25 protein-coding genes, 1 tRNA gene and 1 other RNA gene are annotated in these 23,143 nt (G+C 69.6%); 17 read left to right on the forward strand and 10 right to left on the reverse strand.

What is annotated here, in order from left to right:
• Window positions 1-55: 55 nt before the first annotated feature.
• Both G6N37_RS18190 and ffs read right to left on the reverse strand, forming a co-directional pair.
• The gene (locus tag G6N37_RS18190; RefSeq protein WP_163682503.1) at window positions 56-1,348 is read right to left on the reverse strand and encodes an aminotransferase class I/II-fold pyridoxal phosphate-dependent enzyme; all 1,293 of its coding nucleotides are present in this window, start codon (window positions 1,346-1,348) and stop codon (window positions 56-58) included.
• 64 nt (window positions 1,349-1,412) lie between these two features.
• Window positions 1,413-1,509, reverse strand: an RNA gene (gene ffs, locus G6N37_RS18195) — signal recognition particle sRNA small type.
• A gap of 76 nt (window positions 1,510-1,585) precedes the next feature.
• Here ffs and G6N37_RS18200 point away from each other — a divergent pair.
• Window positions 1,586-1,671, forward strand: a tRNA-Ser gene (locus G6N37_RS18200).
• 92 nt (window positions 1,672-1,763) lie between these two features.
• Window positions 1,764-2,576 carry a hypothetical protein gene (locus G6N37_RS18205; protein ID WP_163682505.1) on the forward strand — a complete coding sequence of 271 codons (813 nt, stop codon included), beginning with the start codon at window positions 1,764-1,766 and terminating at the stop codon, window positions 2,574-2,576.
• Here G6N37_RS18205 and G6N37_RS18210 read toward each other — a convergent pair whose 3' ends face one another.
• Both G6N37_RS18210 and G6N37_RS18215 read right to left on the reverse strand, forming a co-directional pair.
• Entirely contained in the window at window positions 2,577-3,320 is a 744-nt protein-coding gene (locus tag G6N37_RS18210; RefSeq protein ID WP_163682507.1) for an enoyl-CoA hydratase/isomerase family protein, read from the reverse strand.
• Between the two features lie 14 nt (window positions 3,321-3,334).
• A complete protein-coding gene (locus G6N37_RS18215) occupies window positions 3,335-3,715 on the reverse strand; it encodes a hypothetical protein (RefSeq protein WP_163682509.1) in 381 nt (126 codons plus the stop codon).
• 145 nt (window positions 3,716-3,860) lie between these two features.
• Here G6N37_RS18215 and G6N37_RS18220 point away from each other — a divergent pair, with 145 nt between their 5' ends.
• The 3 genes from G6N37_RS18220 to G6N37_RS18230 all read left to right on the forward strand — a co-directional run bounded on the left by G6N37_RS18220 (window position 3,861) and on the right by G6N37_RS18230 (window position 7,469).
• On the forward strand, window positions 3,861-4,340 hold the full coding sequence (locus G6N37_RS18220) for a lipoprotein LpqH (protein ID WP_083171837.1): 480 nt from the start codon (window positions 3,861-3,863) through the stop codon (window positions 4,338-4,340).
• Between the two features lie 94 nt (window positions 4,341-4,434).
• Complete coding sequence (locus tag G6N37_RS18225; protein ID WP_163682511.1) at window positions 4,435-6,126, forward strand: hypothetical protein; 1,692 nt, start codon at window positions 4,435-4,437, stop codon at window positions 6,124-6,126.
• On the forward strand, window positions 6,123-7,469 hold the full coding sequence (locus G6N37_RS18230; protein WP_163682513.1) for a CHAT domain-containing protein: 1,347 nt from the start codon (window positions 6,123-6,125) through the stop codon (window positions 7,467-7,469). The genes G6N37_RS18225 and G6N37_RS18230 overlap by 4 nt, the downstream gene beginning before the upstream one ends.
• 3 nt (window positions 7,470-7,472) lie before the next feature.
• Here the strand turns inward: G6N37_RS18230 and G6N37_RS18235 are convergent, their stop codons facing one another.
• Window positions 7,473-7,811 carry a hypothetical protein gene (locus tag G6N37_RS18235; protein WP_372514697.1) on the reverse strand — a complete coding sequence of 113 codons (339 nt, stop codon included), beginning with the start codon at window positions 7,809-7,811 and terminating at the stop codon, window positions 7,473-7,475.
• A gap of 44 nt (window positions 7,812-7,855) precedes the next feature.
• Here G6N37_RS18235 and G6N37_RS18240 point away from each other — a divergent pair, with 44 nt between their 5' ends.
• From G6N37_RS18240 to G6N37_RS18255, 4 genes are read left to right on the forward strand one after another with little or no spacing between them, the layout of a single operon-like run.
• Window positions 7,856-9,172 carry a hypothetical protein gene (locus G6N37_RS18240; RefSeq protein WP_163682517.1) on the forward strand — a complete coding sequence of 439 codons (1,317 nt, stop codon included), beginning with the start codon at window positions 7,856-7,858 and terminating at the stop codon, window positions 9,170-9,172.
• The gene (locus G6N37_RS18245; protein WP_163682519.1) at window positions 9,169-10,299 is read left to right on the forward strand and encodes a hypothetical protein; all 1,131 of its coding nucleotides are present in this window, start codon (window positions 9,169-9,171) and stop codon (window positions 10,297-10,299) included. The genes G6N37_RS18240 and G6N37_RS18245 overlap by 4 nt, the downstream gene beginning before the upstream one ends.
• A gap of 29 nt (window positions 10,300-10,328) precedes the next feature.
• Window positions 10,329-11,396 (forward strand): NAD(P)H-dependent amine dehydrogenase family protein, encoded by a 1,068-nt coding sequence (locus G6N37_RS18250; RefSeq protein WP_163682521.1) that lies wholly within the window; start codon window positions 10,329-10,331, stop codon window positions 11,394-11,396.
• Window positions 11,393-12,049, forward strand: a complete 657-nt coding sequence (locus G6N37_RS18255) for a cutinase family protein (RefSeq protein WP_269475729.1) — start codon at window positions 11,393-11,395, stop codon at window positions 12,047-12,049. The genes G6N37_RS18250 and G6N37_RS18255 overlap by 4 nt, the downstream gene beginning before the upstream one ends.
• Here G6N37_RS18255 and lipL read toward each other — a convergent pair.
• Both lipL and G6N37_RS18265 read right to left on the reverse strand, forming a co-directional pair.
• Window positions 12,044-13,318 (reverse strand): esterase/beta-lactamase LipL, encoded by a 1,275-nt coding sequence (gene lipL / locus G6N37_RS18260; protein WP_163685204.1) that lies wholly within the window; start codon window positions 13,316-13,318, stop codon window positions 12,044-12,046. The genes G6N37_RS18255 and lipL overlap by 6 nt on opposite strands.
• A 78-nt stretch (window positions 13,319-13,396) precedes the next feature.
• Window positions 13,397-13,990 (reverse strand): TetR/AcrR family transcriptional regulator, encoded by a 594-nt coding sequence (locus G6N37_RS18265; protein WP_163682523.1) that lies wholly within the window; start codon window positions 13,988-13,990, stop codon window positions 13,397-13,399.
• A 181-nt stretch (window positions 13,991-14,171) separates the two neighbouring features.
• On the opposite strand from G6N37_RS18265, the gene G6N37_RS18270 reads away from it, so the two are divergent.
• Complete coding sequence (locus G6N37_RS18270; protein ID WP_276066652.1) at window positions 14,172-15,191, forward strand: phosphotransferase; 1,020 nt, start codon at window positions 14,172-14,174, stop codon at window positions 15,189-15,191.
• Window positions 15,192-15,201: 10 nt separating this feature from the next.
• Here G6N37_RS18270 and G6N37_RS18275 read toward each other — a convergent pair whose 3' ends face one another.
• A complete protein-coding gene (locus G6N37_RS18275; protein WP_163674204.1) occupies window positions 15,202-15,354 on the reverse strand; it encodes a hypothetical protein in 153 nt (50 codons plus the stop codon).
• 61 nt (window positions 15,355-15,415) lie between these two features.
• Between G6N37_RS18275 and G6N37_RS18280 the strand changes: the two genes are divergently transcribed.
• The 5 genes from G6N37_RS18280 to G6N37_RS18300 all read left to right on the forward strand — a co-directional run bounded on the left by G6N37_RS18280 (window position 15,416) and on the right by G6N37_RS18300 (window position 20,026).
• The gene (locus G6N37_RS18280) at window positions 15,416-15,589 is read left to right on the forward strand and encodes a CsbD family protein (protein ID WP_046182002.1); all 174 of its coding nucleotides are present in this window, start codon (window positions 15,416-15,418) and stop codon (window positions 15,587-15,589) included.
• A gap of 41 nt (window positions 15,590-15,630) precedes the next feature.
• Entirely contained in the window at window positions 15,631-16,290 is a 660-nt protein-coding gene (locus G6N37_RS18285; protein WP_372514730.1) for a cutinase family protein, read from the forward strand.
• Window positions 16,291-16,317: 27 nt separating this feature from the next.
• The gene (locus G6N37_RS18290) at window positions 16,318-17,316 is read left to right on the forward strand and encodes an NAD-dependent epimerase/dehydratase family protein (RefSeq protein ID WP_179961859.1); all 999 of its coding nucleotides are present in this window, start codon (window positions 16,318-16,320) and stop codon (window positions 17,314-17,316) included.
• Window positions 17,317-17,446: 130 nt separating this feature from the next.
• Window positions 17,447-18,850: a wax ester/triacylglycerol synthase family O-acyltransferase gene (locus G6N37_RS18295; RefSeq protein ID WP_163682526.1), complete on the forward strand. Its 1,404-nt coding sequence runs from the start codon at window positions 17,447-17,449 to the stop codon at window positions 18,848-18,850.
• 12 nt (window positions 18,851-18,862) lie between these two features.
• Window positions 18,863-20,026, forward strand: a complete 1,164-nt coding sequence (locus G6N37_RS18300) for a zinc-binding dehydrogenase (RefSeq protein WP_163682527.1) — start codon at window positions 18,863-18,865, stop codon at window positions 20,024-20,026.
• Here G6N37_RS18300 and G6N37_RS18305 read toward each other — a convergent pair.
• Window positions 20,010-20,396, reverse strand: coding sequence for a PPOX class F420-dependent oxidoreductase (locus G6N37_RS18305; RefSeq protein ID WP_163682529.1), 387 nt, complete (start codon window positions 20,394-20,396; stop codon window positions 20,010-20,012). The two genes, G6N37_RS18300 and G6N37_RS18305, sit on opposite strands and share 17 nt — an antisense overlap.
• A 142-nt stretch (window positions 20,397-20,538) precedes the next feature.
• Between G6N37_RS18305 and G6N37_RS18310 the strand changes: the two genes are divergently transcribed.
• On the forward strand, window positions 20,539-21,123 hold the full coding sequence (locus G6N37_RS18310; protein ID WP_163682531.1) for a TetR/AcrR family transcriptional regulator: 585 nt from the start codon (window positions 20,539-20,541) through the stop codon (window positions 21,121-21,123).
• 6 nt (window positions 21,124-21,129) lie between these two features.
• Here G6N37_RS18310 and G6N37_RS18315 read toward each other — a convergent pair whose 3' ends face one another.
• Entirely contained in the window at window positions 21,130-22,332 is a 1,203-nt protein-coding gene (locus G6N37_RS18315; RefSeq protein ID WP_163682533.1) for a cytochrome P450, read from the reverse strand.
• A gap of 114 nt (window positions 22,333-22,446) precedes the next feature.
• On the opposite strand from G6N37_RS18315, the gene G6N37_RS18320 reads away from it, so the two are divergent.
• A complete protein-coding gene (locus tag G6N37_RS18320) occupies window positions 22,447-23,076 on the forward strand; it encodes a cysteine hydrolase family protein (RefSeq protein WP_163682535.1) in 630 nt (209 codons plus the stop codon).
• Window positions 23,077-23,143 lie beyond the last annotated feature (67 nt).

A 23,143-nucleotide genomic window follows, 5' to 3' on the forward strand; every position in this document is an offset into this window, starting at 1 on the left:
CGCTGACGTGAGCCCGTCGGGCGTCGGTGTGAATCGACGGGGTGCCGGCCCGCCCTCAGCTCACACTGGACGCCGCGGAGACGAGCAACGACTCCGAGGCGGCCAGCAGCGCGCACGTGGCCAGCCCGTCGACCGCGTCGCGCAGGTCGGGCAGCGACGGGAAGGTGGGCGCGATCCGGATGTTCTTGTCCTCCGGGTCTTTTCGGTACGGGAACGACGCACCCGCCTCGGTCACGGCGATGCCCGCGTCCTTGGCCAGCGCCACGGTCCGGCGCGCCGTCCCGGGCAACACGTCAAGGCTGATGAAGTAGCCGCCCTGAGGCTCGGTCCACGACGCGATCTTGGAGTCGCTGAGCCGCTTGTCCAGGATGTCCAGGGCCAGCTCGAATTTCGGCGCCAGGATCCGCTGGTGGCGCAGCATGTGCAGGCGCACCCCGTCGGCGTCCCGGAAGAAGCGCAGGTGCCGCAGCTGGTTGACCTTGTCCGGGCCGATCGACTTCTTCCCCGCGTACTGCAGGTACCACGCGATGTTGCCCAGCGATCCGCCCAGGAAGCTCACGCCCGCACCGGCGAAGGTGATCTTGGAGGTGGACGCGAACACGTAGGGCCGGTTGGGGTTGCCGGACTTGGCCGCCAGCCCCAGCACGTCGACCTGGCGGATGAACTCGTGCGTGAGGGTGTGCACCGCGTAGGCGTTGTCCCAGAACAGGCGAAAGTCGGGCGCCGCCGTCCGCATCTGGACCAGCCGGCGCACCGTTTCCCACGAGTAGGTGATCCCGGTGGGGTTGCCGAACACCGGGACCGTCCACATGCCCTTGATGGCGGGGTCGACGGCGACCAGTTCCTCGATCAGGTCGACGTCGGGGCCGTCGGGCAGCATCGGGACGGGAATCATCTCGATGCCCATCGTCTCGGTGATGGCGAAGTGCCGGTCATAGCCCGGAACGGGGCACAGGAACTTGACGCTCGGCTCATCCTTCCACGGGCGCTGCGAGTCGACGCCGCCGTAGAGCATCGAGAACGCGACGAGGTCGTGCATCAGCTCCAGGCTGGAGTTGTTCCCGGCGATCAGGTTTTGCACCGGAATGCCGAGCAGCTCGCCGAAGATCGCCCGCAGCTCGGGCAGGCCGTGCAGGCCGCCGTAGTTGCGGGTGTCGGTGCCCTCGCTGTCGCGGTAGTCGTCGCCGGGCAGGCTCAGCAGCTGGTTGGACAGATCGAGCTGCTCCGGCGCGGGTTTGCCGCGGGTCAGGTCCAGCGCCAACTTCTTGGCCTGCAGGTCCGCGTAATCCTGCTTGTGACGGGCGTGTTCGGCGGCGAGTTCTGTCGCGCCGAGGGACTCCAGCGACACCATGGACCCTTTCACTGTCGACCGTGATTTCGGGGTCAGGTGGGGGGACGAGCCTTGGGCCCCGACATAGGGGACCCCGCGCACCCGACAGAGCCCATTGACCCTTGCTGCCTTCCGGCCCTGGGGGAGTTCACAGGATAGACGCCGCGCGGGGTCCATCGCGAGTGTAATACCTGGCTCGAAGTCGTCGACGAGCGCGTGGCGGCGCCGATGGTGGCCTCGGTTACCATGGCCAACGGAGGATTCGCCTAGTGGCCTATGGCGCTCGCCTGGAACGCGGGTTGGGTTAACAGCCCTCGCGGGTTCAAATCCCGCATCCTCCGCAATTGGTCCGCCATGCGGACAGGCACGAATTGGTTTGGATTCGGGTTGGCCGCCTTTAGGCTGGCGTGAACTCACCAGCACGAGGAGGGGTATGGGGCGCAAGATTGCCGTGCCGTGGCACCTGTTGTTCTCCCTCGTTGCCGGCGCCCTTTACTTCCTATTCGTGCTGCCCCGCTGGCCGGAGCTGATGGGTGACACCACGCATTCGTTGGGGACGGCGCTGCGGATCACCACGGGTGCGCTGGTCGCGCTGGCCGCCCTGCCCGTGGTGTTCAACCTGTTGCGGGTGCGCAAGCCGGAGCTGGGGACGCCGCAGCTGGCCCTGACGCTGCGGGTCGTCTCGATCGTGTGTCACGTGCTGGCGGGTGTGCTGATCATCGGCACGGCGATCAGCGAGATCTGGTTGAGCCTGGATGCCGCCGGACAGTATCTGTTCGCCATCTACGGCGCGGCCGCGGCGATCGCGCTGCTCGGGTTCTTCGCGTTCTACCTGTCGTTCGTCGCCGAGTTGCCGCCGCCTCCGCCGAAACCGATCAAGGCGAAGAAGCCCAAGAAGCAGCGCCGCCGCAAAGAGGTCGCCGAGGAATCGGAGGCCGACGAGGAATCGGAGGTCGCCGAGGAATCGGAGGCGGACGAGGCCGAGGAAACCGAGGCGGAAGAGGCCGAGGAGGCCGAGACCGTCACGGCCGAGACTGCCGACGCCCCGGAGCCCGAGCCGGCGGCCGAGCCGGTCGCGGCCGCCGAGGAGAGCCCGGAGGCCGCGGAGACCCACGAGGCCGGCGGCGCGGAAGCCGCCCAGGCCAGGTTGCGCAACCGCCGCCCGACGGGCAAGGGCTCGCATCGGATGCGGCGCCGCCGCACCAGGGGCGGCGTGGCCGTCGAGGACGCCGTCGACGAGGACTGATCAGCCGCGCCGGCGCAGCCGCTCCACGTAGGCGGCGATGCGGTGCAGCGTCTCGTCCGCGCCCCACGTCTGGCGCACCTCGTCGTCGATATCCCGGCCCTCGCGGATCCGCGCCATCGCCGGGGCCCGCAGCTGGGTCTTGGTCTGGCGATAGGCGCCGGCCGGGATGCCGCCGAGTTCGGACGCCTCCGCGACGGCCGCCTCGAGGAGGCCGTCGGCGACCACGCGATGGGCAAGCCCGCGGGCCACGGCGTCGGGCCCGCGATAGGTCAGTCCGCCGAGCAGCACTTCCTCGGCGTGATCCCCGCAGGCATAGCGCATGACCTCCAGCGCGGCGACCGGGAACGGCACCCCGACCCGCACCTCGGCCGCCCCGATCTGCGCCTCGGGGCCGATCAGGCGGCGATCGCAGGCGCACGCGAGCACACATCCGCCCGCGATGGCCGCGCCGTTGATCGCGGCGACGGTCGGGCCCGGATAGGAGAACATCGCCTCGAACGCCGCGGACAGCGCCGGGACCAGCCGATCGGTGTAAGAGGCGCCACCCTGAACCACGCGGTTGAGGTCGACGCCGGCGCTGAACGCCCGGCCGGCGCCGGTGACGACCAGCGCGCCGGCGCCCGCACCTCGCAGCTGCCCGACCGCCGAGGTGAGCTCGTCGAGCAGCTCGACGTCCTGGGCGTTGACGGGACCCGACGACAGGGTCAGCACCTGCACGGTTCCCACGGTCTTGGTGTCGATCATCGCCACTCCTGAAGTCAGCGGTTCACGGCCGCGATGACGACCGGGATGTCGGTGTTCTCGTCGGTGTGATAGCTCGCGCACACCCGGTGGTAGCCGTCGGCGATCTGTAGCGGGACACCGGCCGCGAAGTCGCCGCGCACCAGCAGGATGGGCGACAGCGCTTGGCCCTTCTCGATCTTGGTCAGGTCGGCGGCGACGTGGGGATTGTCGGGGGGCAACAGGCCCAGCCGCGCCGCACGCAGAATGTCTTTCGCCTTTCGGTGGGTGACGGTCCCGGCCTTCAGCTTCTTGATCACCTTCTTCACGGTGTTGGCGTCCGCGAGCATCGTGAGGTAGTCCGCTGCCGCCGGAAAGTCGTGGGCCTCAGGCCTTTCCAACCACTTCACGCACAGCATCGCGTGCCTCCCTTCCTCGACGCCGGCCTCGACGCAGCCTACCGGCCCGGCGCACCGAAATTTGGGATCGGTAGCGACTCCGGGGGTCTGTACTTGCGCCATGACGACGCCATCGGGGCGGCGCATGTAAGGAAGGAACCGCAAAGTGAAACGTCTTCTCGCGGCTGCGATCGGGACAGTGGGCGCCGCATCGGTGCTGGTGGGGTGCTCCAGCGGCGGCCACACGGCCGGCCCGGCATCGAGCACGGCACCCAGCGTCGCCAACGGCGGCGGGGCGCAGGTCAAGGTTGGCGGCGCCGACCTGGCGGGCCTGGACCCGGCCTCGGTGACCTGCGTCAGGACCGGCGGCAAAATCGACATCGGCAGCGGTTCCAGCGGCGGACGGCAAGCGCTCGCCGTCGTGATGACCGATGAGGCCACCCCGAAGGTCGAGTCGCTGGCGATGGTCGTCGACGGCAACGCGCTGTCGGTCAGCAACAACATGGGCGCGAAGGTCGGCTCGGCCAGCGTGGCGGTGGACGGCAAGACCTACACCATCACGGGCCAGGCTCAGGGCGCCGACTTGAAGAACCCGATGGCCGGAATGATCAGCAAGGACTTCAACATCAAGGTGACCTGCGGCTGATCGACTGCGACCGGGCGGCGGACGTGCCCACTCACGCGTCCGCCGCTCGCCGTTTTCGGCTGCCGGGACGAGACCGCGGACTTATGATGCAGCCGTGTCGATCCCCGATGAGTTGGACAACGCGCGCCGCCTGGCGTTCGCGGCCGACGAATCCGGGGCGCGCGATCTGTTGCTGTCCTTGATACCGGGCATCGAGCGGGAGGACCGCGACGATCTGATGCTGGAGGTCCTCGCGCAGCTCGGCGAGATCTACCTCGGCCGCGGCGCGAATGACGGGGTGCGCGAGTCCATCCGGCGCATACAGGACTGCGTGTCGATCTACGCGAGCATGCCGGCCGACGCCGACACCACGCACATGATCCGTCGGTATTCGCGCCGGGCCCGGTTCCTGCAAACCGGCCTGGCGGCGGCGATCGGCGATCACGAGGGTGCGGCCGCGGCGCTGGCGGTGTTGGACGACGACGCCGATCTGCCCGCTCTGGCCGGCGAACACGCGAGACTGCGCATCCATGCGCTGCTCCTGTGCGCGACCGCGCTGTGCGACGACGACCTGCACGTTCGGTCAGTCCCGTTGTGGGAGCGCATCGTTGCGGATATCGAAGAGTACCGAGGCGGCGGCGAGGAAGCGGACCACCTCCGCGTGGCCGTCGGCATCGGGTACGGCAGGTTCTGCGTCGAAACCGGCCGGCTCTCCGAGGCCGAACCCTGGCTGCGCCGCGCCGAAGCCCGGGCCCGCGCCAACGGTTGGGAACTTGCAACGGCGCAAGCGCAATTGGAGTCCGCGGCGGCGCGCTGGGCGGCGAACGACCACGCCGGCACCGAGCAGTTGGTCTCGGAGGCCTACCCCGTCATCGCCCGCCACGCCCGCGCGCACGACGTTGCCCGCTGCTGGCTGTACCTGGGGCTCACCCGGCTGGGGGCGGGCGCGCTACAAGCCGCCGACGAATGCTGGGAACACGCCGAGCGGCACTGGCGGGAGCTGGGAAAGCCGCTGCACCTGCACCGTATCTTGTTGCAGCGCAGCTGGATTGCGATCTTCTGGAGCCGCTTCGCCGATGCCGTCGAGCTGATCGCCGAGGCACGCGACTTGCTCGACTCGTCGCCGCGCAGCAGCTGGCTACAGTACGCGCTGCTCGACAACCATCTCGGCACGGTGTGGCGTGCGGACGCGTTGGCGGACCTCGGTTTCGACAGCTCGGGCGATCCCGACGAGACGCTGGAGGAGACCGAGGCCAGGCAGGCCGAGGGGCTCGGCATCCTGCATGGCGAGATCGGCACCGAAAAGTACCGGCGCGGCATGACCAAACTGCAGCAGGCCGCCGAGCTCAAGGTGCCCGCCGCGCTGGCGGTCGACTCGGTGCGGTATTCGATCGCCGACGCCGACGCGAGATCCCGGTGGGCCACCGGGGTTTCGGCGCGGGTTCTGGCCGGCGCCTTCGCCGTCGCGTGGGAATGGGAGAACACCGAACTCATCAGCGAGCTGGTCGAATATCACAGCGCGCGAGGCACTTTCGATTCCGGCGGGGAGCGGCCGCAATCCGGCGAATGGGCGTCGACGGCCACGGCCCAGGTCCCCGTCGACACCGAGCTGGAGCCGGCCCCGGCGCTGGCCGCGGCCGGTCCGGCCGCCCCCCGCGGCGCATCGCTGACCCGGCTCGGGCCGCTGCCGCCGTTGCGGATGCAGCCCGGCGCCGAGCCGATCCTCAGCCACTATCGCGCGCTGGCCTACCAGCGCTACGGCCGCGCCGTCACCGCGGCCGAGCCCGCCTGGTCGACCTGGCCATGAGCGACGCCGACCGCACCACGCTGATCCTGCGGTACGCCGACGTCGGGATCGCCACCTACGCGAGCCTGCGCATCGTCGGGCAGCCGTCGCGAACCGTCAACTGGGTCATCGAAGAGCCGTTGTTGCTCGCCGCGCTGGACGAGCTGGCGAACGCCCTGCCCGAGCCGAACGGTGCCGAGGGCCGGCGGGACGCCATCGCGCGCGCCCTGACCACCGGGCCGTTCGCGGCGGCCGAGAGCGAGCTCACGCTCGCCTACATCCTCGGTGTGCTGCTGATCGGCTCCGCCGGCTGGCAGCTGCTGACCGAGTGCGTCGCCACGCCGCGGGCAGTCCTGTTCGTCTCGCCCAGCGCGCGGCTGGCGCGTGTCCCGTGGGGACTGCTGGCGGTGCCGAAATCGGGCCCCAGCAAGGAAGAACTGGTGCGCGCCCGACAGGAGGCGATCACCGCCAGCGGCCGGGCCGCGGCCCGCATCCCCTGGCAGCTCGCCGACATCGCGCAGCACACCGACGGCCACCGGCTGATGGAGCTGGTCGACGTCCTGATGGCGGTGCCGCCGAACATCGTGCATTCACGGCGGGCCCCGGCCGGATCGGACGCCAGGAGAAACGGCCCGCCGCTGCTGGTCCTCGACCCCCGGGTGCCGGGGCAGCGCCCGGACTCGGCGCTGGGTTCGGTGCTCGGCAGGCCGTCCCCCGAAACCCCGTTGGCGCGGCACTTCACCGAGGGGCTGACGCGCCGGCCCGTGCTACCGGCCGTCGACGCCGCGGTCGAACTGTTCCGCCGCCACGACGCCGACCGCACGTGGCTGGCCAAGCTGCTCGCCCAGGCCCCGAGCCGGCTCCTGTATGTGGGGCACGCGAGTTCGGCCGAAGGCCAAGCCGATCGGGCTGCGCTGCACCTCGCCGATACGGCCGAAACCCCGGGCGACGCCGACCCGATCGGTGAGCACCGCCCGCTGACCGCCTCGGACCTGATGGCCCTGCAGTTGCCGATGCCGCCGCGGGTGGCCCTGCTCGCGTGCGGGTCGGGTGGGGACTACCAATTCGACGAGGCCACCGGGCTGGTGGCGGCCATGGTCCTGGGCGGCGCACAGCTGGTGACGGCCACCCTGTGGTCGCTGCCGACCACCGCGGCGTACCGGCAGTTCGCCACGGCGGCCGCCGATCCGATGGCCGACGTCGTGGCCGCCGTGGATCGCGCCCATGACGCCGAAGGAGACGCCGGGTGCGCGGTGAACCGCTGGCAGCGCGAGCGGATGCGGCGCTGGCGCGACGGCGATCCGGGGGCCAGCCCGCTGTACTGGGGCGCGGTGGTCAGCTTCGCGGTGGACGGCGCACGCTAGCACTCACGGCGACGCCACGAACGCCGCATGCACCGCAAGCACGTCGTCGGGCAGCGAAAGTTCTTCGCGCGCAGCGGGATCGAACGCCACCAGGACGACCAGGCCGGGGCGCAGCACCGACACGTCGAGGCCGTCGCCGCAGCGGGCCAGCTTGCCGATGAAGGTCTCCCCGGAGACGGCGACCACCTCGATGAACACCTGACGCTCGACCGTGCGCACGGTGCCGACCCCGACGGCGCGGTCAGCGGCGCCCCGCCGCCGCGGGTGCCTGAACCGGTCAACGAGCGCCAACAGCTTCCTCATGCGACCACGATGCAGCCGCCCGCCGGCTACCGAACCCAACTTTTCGGCTGCCGTGTTCTGCGCGATGCCCCTATTCTGTGCAGATGAGCGCCGATTCGGAGCTGGCCGTCGCGGTCGGCCACCCCCGCCGGTCGGTGATCGACGCGGCGTGGCGGGCGATCGGCCCCGGTGTCGAGGTGCTCAGCAGCGACGACGGCGGGCCGTTGAGCCGCACCGTCAAACGCATCATCGACCCGTTGGTGCTGCGGCTGCGGTCCAACCCGCAATACTCGGCTCCCGTCGTCCCCCCCGAGACGGCCGCGGCCATGCGCGAATTGATCGTCCGCAATGGCGCCGAATTGCGTGCGGCCGCAGCATGGTTCGACATCCTCAAGATGGAGCGCCGCAGGCAGCGCATCCGCACCGGCAACGCCCAGGAGCTGTACTTCCCGGTGTGCTTCGAGCTGGCGGTGACGAAAGGCCCACCGGCAGCGCAGGATCGCGAGACGGCGGCCGCGGTGCTGGGTGACATCCACCAGGGCCGCGACCGCACCGCGATCGAGGTGCTGCACCAGTACGTGACCGATTCCGAGGCGCTAGCCAAGCTGGACGACCAGCTCGACCGCAGCTGGCGCGACGTACGGGCCACCGGCGACACCGTCACCGAACCGTTCCTGGCCGAGCTGGCCACCGTGCTCGGGCCGGCCGGCAGCCACCGCGGCGCTACGGGCCGGCAACGCGTCTGGTCGGCGATGATCGCCGACGCCACCCCGTACAACCTGGGGGCGTTGGCCCGGGTCGAGGCGGCCGAGTTGCCATGGTCGGTCGTCGACCTGGGATTGACTTCTGTTGCGCCACAACGGCCCCCGCGGGTCATCGGCGGCACCGACAGCGACCGCCCGCTGGACCGCAGCGTGGTGGACCGGGTGCGCGCCACGCTGCGCCGCGCCCTGGACCGCGACGCGTTGCCCGACATCCCCCTGCTGTGCGAGGAGGAGGTCGACAGGGCCTGCGCGCCGTGGGGGCTGCTGGGCGAGGACAAACAGGCCACGCTCGTCGCGGGCATCGAGATCGCGGTCGAGCTGGACCCGCTGGACCCGACCGCCGCCAGCCGCTACGCCCTGGCGGCGCAGATCCAGGCCCGCCTGCGCAAGGAGGCCTACGTGCTGCACGCGCGGCGCTACCTCGCCGAGGGCGGCCCGATCCATCCGCGCCAGCGGCAGGTGGTCGACGACCTCGCCGCGTACGCGCAGCCCTACCTGAGCCGGCTGTGGGCGCGGCTGCATGGGCGCGACGTGTGGCAGGAGCCCTGCGACGACGTCGACGACGTGCGGTCGCTGCTCGAGGGGGTGGCACGCTCGGTGAGCCTGGACCACCGGCAGCGGATCAAGGCGATGCTGGAATTGCAGGTGGCCGGATGAGATTGGTTGCCGAATCCGGGTTGTGGAGCACCGGACCCGTCAGCGAGGCGACGCCGCTGGCCGTGGTCCTCGAGGTCAGTGGCGCGGTGCTGTCGTGGACCCTGGACGAGCCGGACGATGCGGCCACCCACATCACGTTCACGGATCTCCGACGCGCCGACTGGCTTTGGCGGGTGCTCGGTGAATCCGGCCACGTCGCGCTGGCCTCCGCGGTGGGGTCGGCGGACGAACCGCGCGGCATCGACCTGGCCGGCGTGCACATCCTGCCGGGCTCGCTGAGGCCGCTGCGCAGGCTGGCCGTGGGCCATTGGCTGCGGCGCTGGTGGCCCGCCAGTCTCCGCGACGGCATCGCCGGCCTCGACCACGCGCTGTTGGACCTCGAGGTCGCGTTGCTGACCGCCGGCGCGCAGGGCTTCTTCGCCGACGACACGCTGGATTCGGACGTCGCTGGGCTGCTGGTGCCGCACGCCGCCGCCCTGGCCGCGCACGCCGCCGAGGGTGACCCGCGCGCGCTCGAACTGGTGCGGGCGGGCGCCGCCCTGGCCGACGAGGTGGGGGTGGACGGCCCCGGCTGGCCGAAACTGTACGCCGCCCTTGACGATTCGGATGCGATGCCGGCGCCACCGAGCGGGCGCCGCGACGACTACGCGCTGGCCGCCGGGGCGGGCGCGGGCCCGCGCGCCGCGGCGCCGATCGCCCGCGGCACCGCGTCGGTCAACTGGGGTGGGGTTCCGCCCGGAATCTTCGACGCGGGCGAGAACACCGTCGACTGGACGGTCGAGGCGGCCGGTCCGGGGGTCGTCGCCGTCGTGCGGGCGGCCGTCATCGGGCCGGACGCGCCGACCGGTGTCGCGGTGCGACTGCGCTCCGGGGCCATCTCCGGTACCGGCGCCCTGGACGCCGACGGCCGCGCGGCCCTTCCCCTGGTCGACGACCGCCGAGGTCCGGTCACGGAATCGGCCGCGTGGGACCACGATTGGGCGGCGACGTCGGTGCTCGTCGGGGCCGAGACGACGGAGTCGCCCGAAATCCGGGAACGCGTGCGCCGGTGGGCCCGGGCGCGCTTGGACCGGCCGGCGGACGACGCCTTCCTCGCCGAAATCCTGGCGGCCGAATCCGCCTATTAACGAAGCCCTCGATTCCCTATGCTGAGCGAGTGCCAAACAACTATCGAGTGGTTCAGTGGAACACCGGCAATGTCGGCAAGAGCTCGCTGAAGTCCATCGTCGCCAACCCCACGCTCGAGCTGGTGGGCTGTTATGCCTGGTCGGCGGACAAGGTGGGCCGCGACGCCGGCGAACTCGTCGGCATCCCGCCGCTGGGCGTGGCGGCCACCAACGACGTCGACGCGCTGCTCGCGCTGAAACCGGACTGCGTGGTCTACAACCCGATGTGGATCGACGTCGATGAACTGGTCCGCATCCTGTCGGCGGGCGTCAACGTGGTGACCACGGCGTCGTTCATCACCGGCGGAAACCTCGGCGACGGCCGCGACAGGATCGCGGAGGCCTGCGAAAAGGGCGGCGCCACCATCTTCGGCTCCGGGGTCAGCCCCGGTTTCGCCGAGCTGCTCGCCATCGTGTCGGCGATGGTGTGCAACCGGATCGACAAGGTCACGGTCAACGAGGCCGCCGACACCACGTTCTACGACTCCCCGGAGACCGAGAAGCCGGTGGGCTTCGGCCAGCCGATCGATCACCCCGAGCTGCAGGCGATGGCCGCCAACGGGACGGCGATCTTCGGCGAGGCCGTCCGGCTGGTGGGCGACGCGCTGGGCGTCGAGCTCGACGAGGTGCGCTGCGTGGCCGAGTTCGCCCAGACCACCGCGGATCTCGAGATGGCGTCCTGGACGATTCCCGCCGGATGCGTGGCGGGGGTGTACATCAGCTGGCAGGGGGTCGTCGGCGACACCACCCTGATCGACCTGAACGTGCGGTGGCGCAAGGGGCAGACGCTGGAACCCGACTGGAAGATCGAGCAGGACGGCTGGGTCATCCAGATCGACGGGCAGCCGACGGTGACCACCAAGGTCGGCTTCCTGCCGCCGCCCTACTTCGAGGCCACCACGATCGAGGAGTTCATGGACCTCGGTCACATCATGACCGCGATGCCCGCGATCAACGCCATCCCTGCCGTCGTCGCCGCGGCGCCCGGCATCGTCACCTACACCGACCTTCCGCTGACACTGCCGCGCGGGAACGCCTGTGTCAGCATTGAGCGGTGATCGCGCCGCGCGTCTTTCGCAACCTCGTGCGCGCCGCCGGCGTTGCGGCCGCGGTGAGTTCGGCGGTGGTGGGCGTACCCACCGACGTCCCCTCCGCTGATGCCGATCCGTGCCCGGACGTCGAGGTGGTGTTCGCCCGCGGCACCGGGCAGGCATCCGGCGTCGGCCAGGTGGGCCAGGCGTTCATCGACTCGCTCGGACCGCAGCTTGGCGGCAGATCGATGGGCGTGTACGCGGTGAATTACCCGGCGACAACGGCTTTCGCGACGAGCGCCCAGGCGGGCTCCGACGACACCGTCGCCCACGTGGGCGACATGATCGTCCGGTGCCCCCGCACCCGGTTGGTGCTCGGCGGGTTCTCCCAGGGCGCCGGCGTGATGGATCTGGCCACCAAGGCCCTGCCGGCGCAGGCGGACGACCACGTCGCGGCCATCGCCGTCTTCGGCAATCCGACCAGCCCGCTCGCGGGAAGCCTCGCCGGCACGGTGTTCCCCCCGATCGGCCCGCCCTACGCCGCGAAGACCATCGACGAGTGCGCCGCCGGCGACCCCGCGTGCTCCGATGGCTCCCACATCAACGTCTTCGCGCACGGCTCGTATGTGCAGTCGGGAATGACGGCTCAGGCGGCGAACTTCGTCGCCGCCCGGTTATAGGGCCGCCTTGCGGCGGGCGGGTTTGGCGTAGCCGGCGCCGAGCTGCGGCACCGGCAGCGGGCCCTGATCGCGGGCGGCCAAGATGGCGTTGCGCAGCGGACGCGCCAGTCCCGCAAAGGATCCCATGTCGAACAGCAGCGGCGTCAGCAACCGGTTGTGGACGAAGCCGAACGAGCTGCCGGCTTCGGGGTCGGCCCAGCCGAGCGTCCCACCGAGTCCGACGTGGCCGAAACCGCGCAGCAGGCCGGGGACGGGCGATTCGTGGTAACCGAGGTGAAATGGCATGGGCACCACCATGTTCGCGTCGGGCCACTTGCGCCGCGCCCGCCCCGCCAGGCCGCGCGCCAGCTCCTGGGACAGATATTTCTTGCCGTCGATGCGGCCGTCGTTGGCCAGCACGGCGTACATCTTCGCCAGCCCGCGGCCGGTGACCACGCCGTTGGCGGCGGGGACCTCCCCGTCGAGGAAGGGGGTGTCGCCCTTGATCAGCGAGACGACGCCGGGGAAGTACATCGCACCCAGCGCGCCGGAGAACGGCAGGCCCGCCACCTTCGGGGCGATGAAGTTGAACACCGGGGCGCGCAGCCTGCCCTGCGGCAGCAGGACCTCCGCGGGTTTGGTCGGCGAGCCTTCCGGGGGGCGGCCGAGGTGCAGGCCGTCGCTGTTGAGCGGGCGCGCGACCTCCTGGCGGATCAGTTCCCGCATGCCCTTGCCCGTCACCGCCCTGGCCAGACCGGACAGCAACCAGCCGTAGGTCAACGCGTGATACGCCTGCACCCCTCGCAGATGGTCGACCGGCGCGGCGGCGAGGCGCTCCTCCATCAGGGTGTGGTCCATCAACTGGGCCTTGGTGACCCCGCGCAGGTGCGACAGCCCGGAGCGGTGCCGCAGGACGTCGCGAACCGTGATCTCGGCCTTGCCGTTGGCCGCGAACTCGGGCCAGTACTCGGCGACGGGCTCGTCGTAGGAGAGCAGGCCGCGGTCGGCCAGCCGGTGGATGACCGTCGAGGCGACACCCTTGGTCGCCGAGAACACCATCGCGCCGGTGTCGGCCGTCCAGCGCCGGCTCCCGGCCCGGTCCGACCACCCCGTCCAGACGTCGACGACCGGCACGCCGTCGATGTAGACACTCAGCGCCCCGCCACCGAACCTGCGCCCGGGAAACAGCTGCGCGAACAGCTTGACGACGTTGCCGAAATGCGGGTCGGCCGCCCCGGAGACGCCGCGCGGCAGACCGTCGTCGGTGACCAGAAGACCCGACGGTGTCACGGTGCCGCGCCGCGCCGTTGCCACGAGGACGAAGCTATCAGCCGCCCCCGAGCCACGGTTCGGTTTCTCCCGCCCCGATCAGCGCAGGATTCCGCCGAGGATCGCGTCGAGGAGCCCGTCGAATTCCGTGGTCAGCGGTCGGGTCGCCCGCGTGCGGCTCAACAGCCGCAGCAGCAGAGTGCCGATCAACGCGTTCGCGACGGCGTCGATGTCGGCATCTGCCTGCAATTGACCGTCGTCGGCGGCTAGCCGCAGGCGGGCCAGCAGGCCGGCGTGCTGCGGGACGCTCAGCTGCTGGTCGAGCGCCTGGCTGTCGAACGTGCTGGCCGCGGCGGCGGCGATGAGCGCGCGAACAAGCGCCGCGCTCGCGGGGTCGGCGATGAACTCGGCGTGCTCCACCAGCCAGCACCGCAGGTCGGCCCGCAGGTCCCCGGTGTTGGGCACCTCGAACGAGCTGCCCCTGCCGTAGGCGTCCAGGACGGCATCCGCCACCAACGGCGCCTTCGACGACCAGCGCCGGTACACGGTCTTCTTGCCCACCTTGGCGCGGGTGGCCACCCCTTCCATCGACAACTCGGCGTAGCTGCCGGCCGCCAGGAGCTCGCGGGTCGCCGCGAGGATCACGTCGTCCAGCTGCACGTCGCGTGGCCTGCCGCCCCTCGCCTCAGGCATGGGGCGAGCTTAGATCAGCCCTGCCCTTCCGAAGGGTGCGTCGCATGCGGTAACTTGCGCTTCAAGCCAGTAACGACACGATCCGTGTCGTTACTGGCATACCATCGCGACGACGGGACCCTGAGTGAGCACACTGCCTCTGACCGTGCCTCGGAGCTGGGACGAGATCACACCGGCCTGGATGTCGGCGGCCCTGGCCGAGCACCATCCGGGCGTCGTCATCGACGACGTGACCGTCGACCTCCGCGACGACGGCACCAATCGGCGCGCCCGGCTGGCCCTGACATATTCGGCCGGCACCGGCCCGGCCACGGTGTTCGTCAAGGCGGCAGACCCGGCGCACAAAGAGTTGATCCGGATGACCAGCGGGATGTTTCACGAGCCGCGACTGTTCTCCTCCGGCGTCGAACTGCCGCTCGAACACCCGGCCGTCTACATCGCTGTGATCGACGAAGACGCCTACGACTTCATCATGGTCATGGAGGATCTGAACGCGCGCGCCGCCGACCCGCGCGATTCCCTGCGGCCGCTGAACCCGGAGCAGGCCGCCGCCGGGGTGCGAGCCCTGGGCCGAATGCACGGCCGCTACTGGGGCGCGCGGGTGCTGCGGCATCCCGGCCTCGCCTGGCTGGAGCCGTTCTTGCCCTTCGACGGGCTGCAGTACGCGCCGCTGCCCTCCGCTCTCGAGCGCCTCGACTCCGACACTCCCGCCGAAGTGCTGGAAATGACCATCGACCGACTCGTCGAGTCGGTGTGGAAGCCCTACATCCGGACGCTCACCAGATCGCCGCAGACCTTGCTGCACGGCGATCCCCACATCGGCAACACCTACGTCACGCCCGACGGCGAGGTCGGGTTTCTCGACTGGCAGATGGCACGCCGCGGAAACTGGTCGCTCGACCTCGGCTACTTCCTGCAGGGCGCCCTGACGGTCGAGGAACGCCGGAAACACGAGCGCGACCTCCTCGAGGAATACCGCAACGCGTTGGCGCTGCCGGACGCCGAGCTGCCGTCGCCCGACGAGCTGTGGCTGCGCTACCGGGCGTCGGTCGCCCACGGGCTGACGCTGTGGCTTTGCACGGCCAGCGCCGGCGGCGGGCTGTGGCAACGCGTCGAGGTCGCCGTCGCACTGGCGCAGCGGTACGCGATCGCCTTCGGCGACTTGGAGAGCGCGGCGGCGATCGCCGCCATCGCGGGCTGATCGTACGAAGCTAGTCGGGCGGGTCGGGGGGATCCGGGGCGGCCGGCGGAACGGGCGGCGCGTCCCCGAGATATTTGCGGAGCCGAAGCAGTTGGTTCACCACCATGCCGATGCCGAGCAGCATCAGCCCCACCACTATCGCGACCACAATTGCGGCGCTCACAACCTCCATGATGGCAGGGTGGGGGTTTCAACATCTCCCTTTGCTGGGTAGCCACACCGGCATGAGCAACGAGGACAAGCTGAAGAACAAGATCGAGGACCTGGGCGGCCGGGCCAAAGAAGCCATCGGCAAGGCGACCGGGGACCACGACACCAGGGACGAGGGCCGGGCGGACCAAGCGAAGTCCAGCCTGAAGGACGCCGGTGAAAAGGTGAAAGACGCGTTCAAGAAGTGAGCAGGCTCGCCGGGCTGCGCCGGCTGTCGGCGCTCGTCGGACTGGCGGTGCTGGTGGGCGGTGCGCTGGTGGCCAGCGCGCCCAGCCCCTCGGCGTCCGCCGACCCGTGTCCCGACGTGGAGGTGGTGTTCGCCCGCGGGTCGGGCGAGCCGCCCGGTATCGGGGGCATCGGCGGGTCGTTCGTGGACGCGCTGCGCTCGGAGCTCGGCTCGCGGTCGCTCGGGGTGTATGCCGTGAATTACCCCGCCAGCACCGACTTTTCGAGTCCCAACTTTCCACTGACGGTCATCGACGGCATCCGTGACGCCAGCGCGCACGTCGAAGCCACCGCCAAGAACTGCCCCAACACCCGGGAGGTGCTCGGCGGGTACTCGCAGGGCGCGGCCCTGGCCGGGTATGTCACCTCGGCGGTCGTCCCGGCGGGCGTGCCCGCGTCCGCCGTGCCGGCGCCCATGCCGCCGGACGTGGCGAATCACGTCGCCGCGGTCACCCTGTTCGGAACGCCGTCGGGCGACTTCCTGCAGAAGTATCACGCCCCGCCGCTCGCGATCGGTCCGCTGTATCAGCCCAAGACCCTGGAGCTGTGCGCCCAGGGCGATCCCGTGTGCGGCAGTGGCAACGGCGACTTTGCCGCGCACGTCTCCTACGGGGTGAACGGCATGACAACCCAGGCCGCCAACTTCGCCTCCAGTCACCTGTAGGCCGGACGGTCCTGCAAAGATCGCACCATGCGCGTTCTGATCACAGGCGGTACGGGATTCGTCGGCGGATGGACGGCCAAGGCCATCGCCGACGCAGGGCACTCCATCCGATTTCTGGTGCGCAACCCCGGCAAGCTGGAGACCTCGGTGGCCAAGCTGGGCGTCGACGTGTCCGACTTCGCCGTCGCCGACATCACCGACCGGATCGCCGTGCGCAAGGCCCTGGACGGATGCGAGGCGGTCGTGCACAGCGCCGCGCTGGTCGCCACCGACCCGCGCCAGACGATGCAGATGCTGACCACCAACATGCAGGGCGCCCAGAATGTCCTCGGTCAGTCGGTCGAGTTGGGCCTGGACCCCATCGTTCACGTGTCCAGCTTCACCGCGCTCTTCCACCCGAACCTCGAGACGTTGACCGCGGACCTGGCGGTGGTCGGCGGGGCCGACGGGTACGGCACGTCCAAGGCGCAGGTCGACATCTATGCCCGGGGTCTGCAGGACGCCGGCGCGCCGGTGAACATCACCTATCCCGGCATGGTGCTCGGCCCGCCGGTCGGCGACCAGTTCGGCGAGGCCGGCGAGGGGGTCAGGGCGGCCGTGCAGATGCACGCGATCCCGGGCCGCAGCGCGGCGTGGTTGATCGTCGACGTCCGCGACCTGGCCGCGTTGCATGCGGCGCTGCTGGAACCGGGGCGCGGCCCGCGCCGCTACACCGCGGGTGGCCACCGGGTGCCCGCGGCCGAGCTGGCGGCCATGCTCGGCGAGGTTGCCGGGACGCCCATGGTGTCCGTCCCGATTCCCGACACCGCGCTGCGCGTGGCGGGCGCGGTGCTGGACAGGGCCGGCCGCTTCCTGCCGTTCGACACGCCCTTCACGTGGGCCGGGATGCAGTACTACACGCAGATGCCGGCATCCGACGATTCACCCAGCGAACGCGAGCTCGGCATCAAGTACCGGGATCCGCAGGAGACCGTGGCGGACACGCTGGCGGCGTACCGCGCGGCGAGCGGCCAAACCTCGGCCTGAGGGACTTACGACTGCCGTAACGGGGCCCTAATGCCCTCGTGAGCCCTGGTGCACGGAGAGAACATCGCCGTAACGTTCGGACTCCCGCGCGCGCGGGCCGGGTGCCAGGATTGCGCATCGGAGGTACGGCATGACGAAACCGATTCCGCCCCTGGATCTTTCATGGCTGTTGATCGAGTCGCCGGCCGGCACCACGCATGTCGGCGCCATGCTGTTGTTCAAGAAGCCGGCCGGCCGCGCGCCCATAGTGCGCGAGATCGTGGAGGCCTACCGGGCATGCACGCCGGCGCCGCCCTTCAACTACGTCCCGGAGCTACTCGGTCTGGGCGCGCCCCATTTCCGGGAGGTGACGCACTGGGACCCCCACTACCACGTCGGACACCTGGCCCTCCCCGCTCGCTCCTCTTACGAGGACCTGCTGCGGCTCGTCGCCGACCTGCACGAGCCACAACTCGACCGGGACCGGCCGCTTTTTCGGTGCTGGGTTATCGATGGGGTGCCGGACGGCATGTTCGCGATCTACACCAAGACCCATCACTCGATCATCGACGGCGAATCCGGCCTCAAGCTTCTCTACGCCGGGCTGAGCACGACCGCGGAGCGCACGGTCCCGACACCCGCATTCGCGTTGGGCGCACCGGAACCCACTCCGCACCCGCCGACGCCCCTCACCTCGCGGATCGCCGACTCGATTCGCGGGACCGTCACGCAGGTCGAGGCGCTCAACCAGATCTCGGTCGGCGCGCTGCGCAAAGTGCTCGCGAGTCTCTTCCGATCGCATCTGGAGGGCAGTCTGCCGTTTGGGGCGCAGCACGCCCCGACCAACGCTCCGCTGCAGATCGGGCGAAGCTTCGCGACGCTTTCCCTGCCGCTCGAAGAGATGCATGAGATCGGCCGTCGCCTCGGGGCGACCCTGAACGACGTGGCGGTCACCGTCGTCGACGCCGGGCTGCATGCCTACCTACGCGAGACGGACCGGGCCTTCGCGCACCGCTTCATCGCGATGTGTCCGGTGTCGCTGCGCGCCGGCGGGGACACGGCGATCGGCACGCGAGTGTCGGCGGTGTTCCCGCGGCTCGGAGAGCCTCAGGCGAGCATGTCGGAACGGATCCACCAGGTGGTCGACTCGGTCGCGGCGTGCAAGAAAGAACTCGGCCGCATGTCCAGCGAGGCGGCGCTGACCTATGCGGCCGGGCTGGTCGCGCTCGCCGGCCTGGGTTCGTCCACACACCTGGACCGCGTCGCCCACCCGGCGTGCAACCTCGTCATCTCCAATGTGGCGGGCGCCAAGGAGATCCGATACCTCAACGGCGCACGCCTGCTGGGCATCTACCCGGTTTCCGCCCTCGCGGCCTCGATCGGACTCAACGCCACCTTCGCGTCCTACCACGACAGCATGGACTTCGGCTTCGTCGCCAACGCCGCGGCACTCGGTGACCTACCGCTCCTCGCGCGGTGCACGCGGCGGGCCTACGCAGAGCTGAAAGGGGCGGCGGGATTGCAACCGGCGGGTCAAAAGTCGGCCACCGTGTAGGAGGATCGACGGATGAAGAGCGTGACGTGCACCAACGCAAAGCTCGAAGTAATCGACGCCCCGACGCCGACCCCCGCCAAGGGGCAGTTATTGCTCGACGTCCTGCGGTGCGGCATCTGCGGATCGGATCTGCACGCACGCCGGCACTGCGACGAACTCGCCGACGTGATGGCCGAGTCGGGATATGACGCGTTCATGCGATCGGATCAGCAGGTGGTGTTCGGTCACGAATTCTGCGGCGAGGTGCTCGATCACGGTCCCGGCACTCGCAAGGCCCCGCGGCCCGGCACGCGCGTCGTGGCCCTGCCGCTGCTGCGGCGCGGCAAAGAAGTGCACGGGATCGGGCTGTCCACCATGGCGCCGGGCGCCTACGCCGAGCAGCTTCTGGTCGAGCAGTCCCTGACGTTCGCCGTCCCGAACGGGTTGCCCCCCGAGACGGCGGCGCTGACCGAGCCGATGGCCGTCGGGTGGCACGCCGTCCGGCGCGGCGAGGTGAAGAAGGGTGACGTCGCGATCGTCATCGGTTGCGGGCCAATCGGTCTCGCGGTGATCTGCATGCTCAAGGCACACGGGGTGCGCACGGTGATCGCCAGCGACTTCTCGCCGGGGCGGCGCGCGCTGGCGACGGCGTGCGGGGCCGATATCGTCGTCGACCCCGCGCGGGACTCCCCGTACGCAACCGAGGCGGGACGCAAGCATCTGCAAGGCATCCTGGAGGCGTTCGACCTGGCCGTCGGGACGATCGAGAAGCTGCAGCGGCTGCGGCTGCCGTGGTGGCACGTGTGGCGCGCCGCCGACGCGATCGGCGCCGCAACGCCCAAGCATCCCGTCGTCTTCGAATGCGTCGGCGTCCCGGGCATCATCGACGACATCATTGCCCATGCGCCGCTGTTCTCGCGCGTCGTTGTCGTCGGCGTCTGCATGGGCGCCGACCGCATTCGACCGGCCATGGCGATCAACAAAGAAATCGACCTGCGGTTCGTGCTCGGCTACACGCCGCTGGAGTTCCGCGACACCCTGCATATGCTCGCCGACGGAAAGGTCAACGTGACGCCGCTGATCACGGGGACGGTCGGGTTGTCCGGCGTCGAAGCCGCGTTCGATGCGCTCGCCGACCCCGAGACGCACGCGAAGATCCTGATCGACCCCAAGAGCGACGCTATCCGGCCGGTTTGATCTCCAGGCCGACGTGCACCTTGTCGATGCCGCCGCGCACGATCGAGTGCGCGTAGAACCACCACGCGTGGTACCAGTACCGCCTGAGCACGGCGTTGTAGACGCGCCGCGTCTCGGACTTCGGCAGGACTCGGGCGACGCCCTCGACCGCTTCGCTCTTGGGTTTGCCCAACGCGGCGCTCTTGGCGAGGGTCACCCGGGGCGTGTTGTTGATCCGCTTGGTCTTCCACGACCCGTCGTCGGTGATCACCAGCAGCGTGTCGCCGTCGGGCACACCCCAGATCGGTGTCGGCTTGGGGCGGCCGTCCTTGGTGAACGTCGTCAGCAGCAGGTACTTCGATTGGATGACGTCGGCGAAAGTGGGAGGCACGGCCTTCCTTCCGTTACGTGACTGTTGGTAACCCAATTCCCCGATCACACCACTTCCTAATCCTGCGACCCCGCCACGCTAGACTCTTGGGCGATCGCCCAACCGCCCGCACGTCACGGTCCACCGACAGGAAGTCAACACCATGACCGCCTCCCAACGACCGAGGGCGCGGGATTCCACGACCCGCGACATGCTGATCGGCGCGACGATCCAGGTCATGGTCGACGAGGGCTACGCCGCGGCGACGTCTCGCCGGGTGGCGGCGCAAGCCGGCGTCAAACCGGCCTTGGTGCACTACTACTTCCCCACCATGGACGAGCTCTTCCTGAACGTCTTCCGGCGCGGAGCTGAGGCCTACCTGGAGCGCCAACAGCAGGCGCTGGCCTCCGACCGCCCCCTGCACGCGTTCTGGGACACGCTCATCGAACCGAAGGACACCCGCCTGCTGCTGGAGTTCATGGGGCTGGCCAACCATCGCAAGGAGATCAGGGCCGAGATCGCGGCCTGGTTCCAGCGGTGGCGCGAAATGCAGATCACCGCACTGAATTTCATCGTCCGCGAACACGACCTGGACACCGGCGACTTTCCACCGGCCGGCATCGCGGTCATCATCGCCGCGGTCGGCCGCATGCTGATCCTGGAGCAGGCACTCGGCGCCACGACCGGCCACTCCGAGGCCGTCGCGCTGGTGAACCGTTTCGTCGACCGATTCGAGATGCCGAGTTAACCCGGGTCAGGGCAACACGATCCGCAACCGCTCCCAGCCGCGCACGGTCGACGTCGAGGCCAGTCGCGCCGTGTCGTAGTCGATACCCCAGTCGGGCCAACGGTTGAGAATCTCGTCCAGCGCGACGCGGCCCTCGAGGCGGGCCAGGTTGGCGCCGAGGCAGTAGTGCACACCCTTGCCGAACGTGATGTGTGAGATGTTGTCGCGACGGATGTTGTAGGTGTCGGGATCGGTGTAGCGGCGGTGGTCGCGGTTTGCCGCGCCGAACAGGAGCAGCATGGCGCTGCCGGCCGGAACCGTCGTGCCGTAACACTCGAAATCCCGTGCCATCCAGCGGGCGACGTGCGGGCCGGTCGGTTCGAAGCGCAGTGTCTCGTCGACGGTGCGGGTGAGCAGCGACCGATCCTCGTAGACCGCGCGCCGCTGGTCGGGGTGCTCGGCGAGCACCTTGGCCAGCCAGCCGATCAGGCGGCCGGTCGTCTCGTTGCCCGCCCCGGCGACCACCTGGGTGTAGTGCAGCACCTCCTTGCGGGTCAGCTTGCGGTGCACACCGTCCTCGTCGTCGAATTCGACGTTGAGCAGCGTTGTCATCAGATCGTCGGAGGGATTCTTCGACCGCCATTCCACGTAGTCGGCGTAGATCCGGCCGTCGGCGATGGAGTCGGCGTCGGCGACCTTGAGCGGTGCGCCCGGTTTGGTGCGCAGGTTGGCGTCGTTGGCGTCGCGGACCGAGACCTGCTCGGACTCCGGGATTCCCAACAGCATCCCGATCACCCGCATCGGCATCATCGAGGCCAGCTCCGCGATGATGTCGAAGCCCCCGGATCCGACGAGCGGGTCCAGACACCGCACGCAGTATCGGCGAATCTGGTCCTCGAGCGCGGCCATCCGGCGCGGGGTGAACACGCGCGACATCAGGCCGCGCAGCCTGGTGTGCTCGGGCGGATCCTGGAACATCATCACCCCGCCGGGCATGTCGAATTTCGACTGGATGAGCTCGAGGATGTCGCTGCGCTTGTTGGAGAACGTCTCCCAATTCGCCAGCGCCCGTTCGACATCGGAATGCCTTGACAACGCCCAGAAGTCGTAGCGCTCGTTGTAGTAGATCGGCGCCTCTTCACGCAACCGCGCGTAGGTCGGGTAGGGGTCGGCAATGATGCCGGTGTCGTAGGGGTCGTAGTAGACGGCCGTGTCGTTGGTGACGGTCATCGATGCTCCACCTCCGCGCCGAAGCCATTTGGGCGATCGCCCAAATTAGGGCGCACCCATGTCTAGCAGCGGGGAGATGGCGTAGTCAAGACGTCCACGAGGGATGATGGCCGCGTGACATACAGCAAGGACACCACCGGGCTGGTGTTGATCGACCCGTACAACGACTTCATCTCCCCCGGCGGCAAGGTGTGGGATCGGCTGAAGGACGTCATCGAGAGCAACGACTGCGTCACGCACCTCAAGCAGGTGCTCGATGCCGCCCGGACCGCGAATATCCGCGTGTTTTATGCGCTGCATCGCCGGTACCGCCCCGGCGATTACGAGACGTGGAAACACGTTGCGCCCGTGCAGAAGGCGGCGTGGTCGCGGAAAACCTTTGCGCTCGGCACCTGGGGAGGCGAGCTTCGCGACGGGTTCGAACCACAGCCCGGCGACGTCGTCGCCCACGAGCATTGGTGTTCGAGCGGGTTCGCGAACACCGACTTGGACCTGCAGCTCAAACGCCATGGCATTCATCGGCTCATCATGATGGGACTCATCGCCCACACCTGCCTGGAGGCCACGGTTCGATACGGGGCTGAGCTCGGCTACGAGGTCACCGTGGTGCGCGACGCGACGGCTGACTACTCGGACATCGAGATGCGCGCCGCGCTCGAGGTGAACATCCCCAATTACGCGACCGCGATCGTGCCCGCCGACGAGGTGATCACCTCGATCGCGCCCAGTGTTCCAAATCTGTGAAGATTTGCCGCCCAGGTGTGAAAGCTTCGTTAAGAGCGCGGCACGCTCGCCCCACGACCGGCACCGT

The sequence above is a fragment of the Mycobacterium seoulense genome (assembly GCF_010731595.1).
GTDB classification, from domain to species: domain Bacteria; phylum Actinomycetota; class Actinomycetes; order Mycobacteriales; family Mycobacteriaceae; genus Mycobacterium; species Mycobacterium seoulense.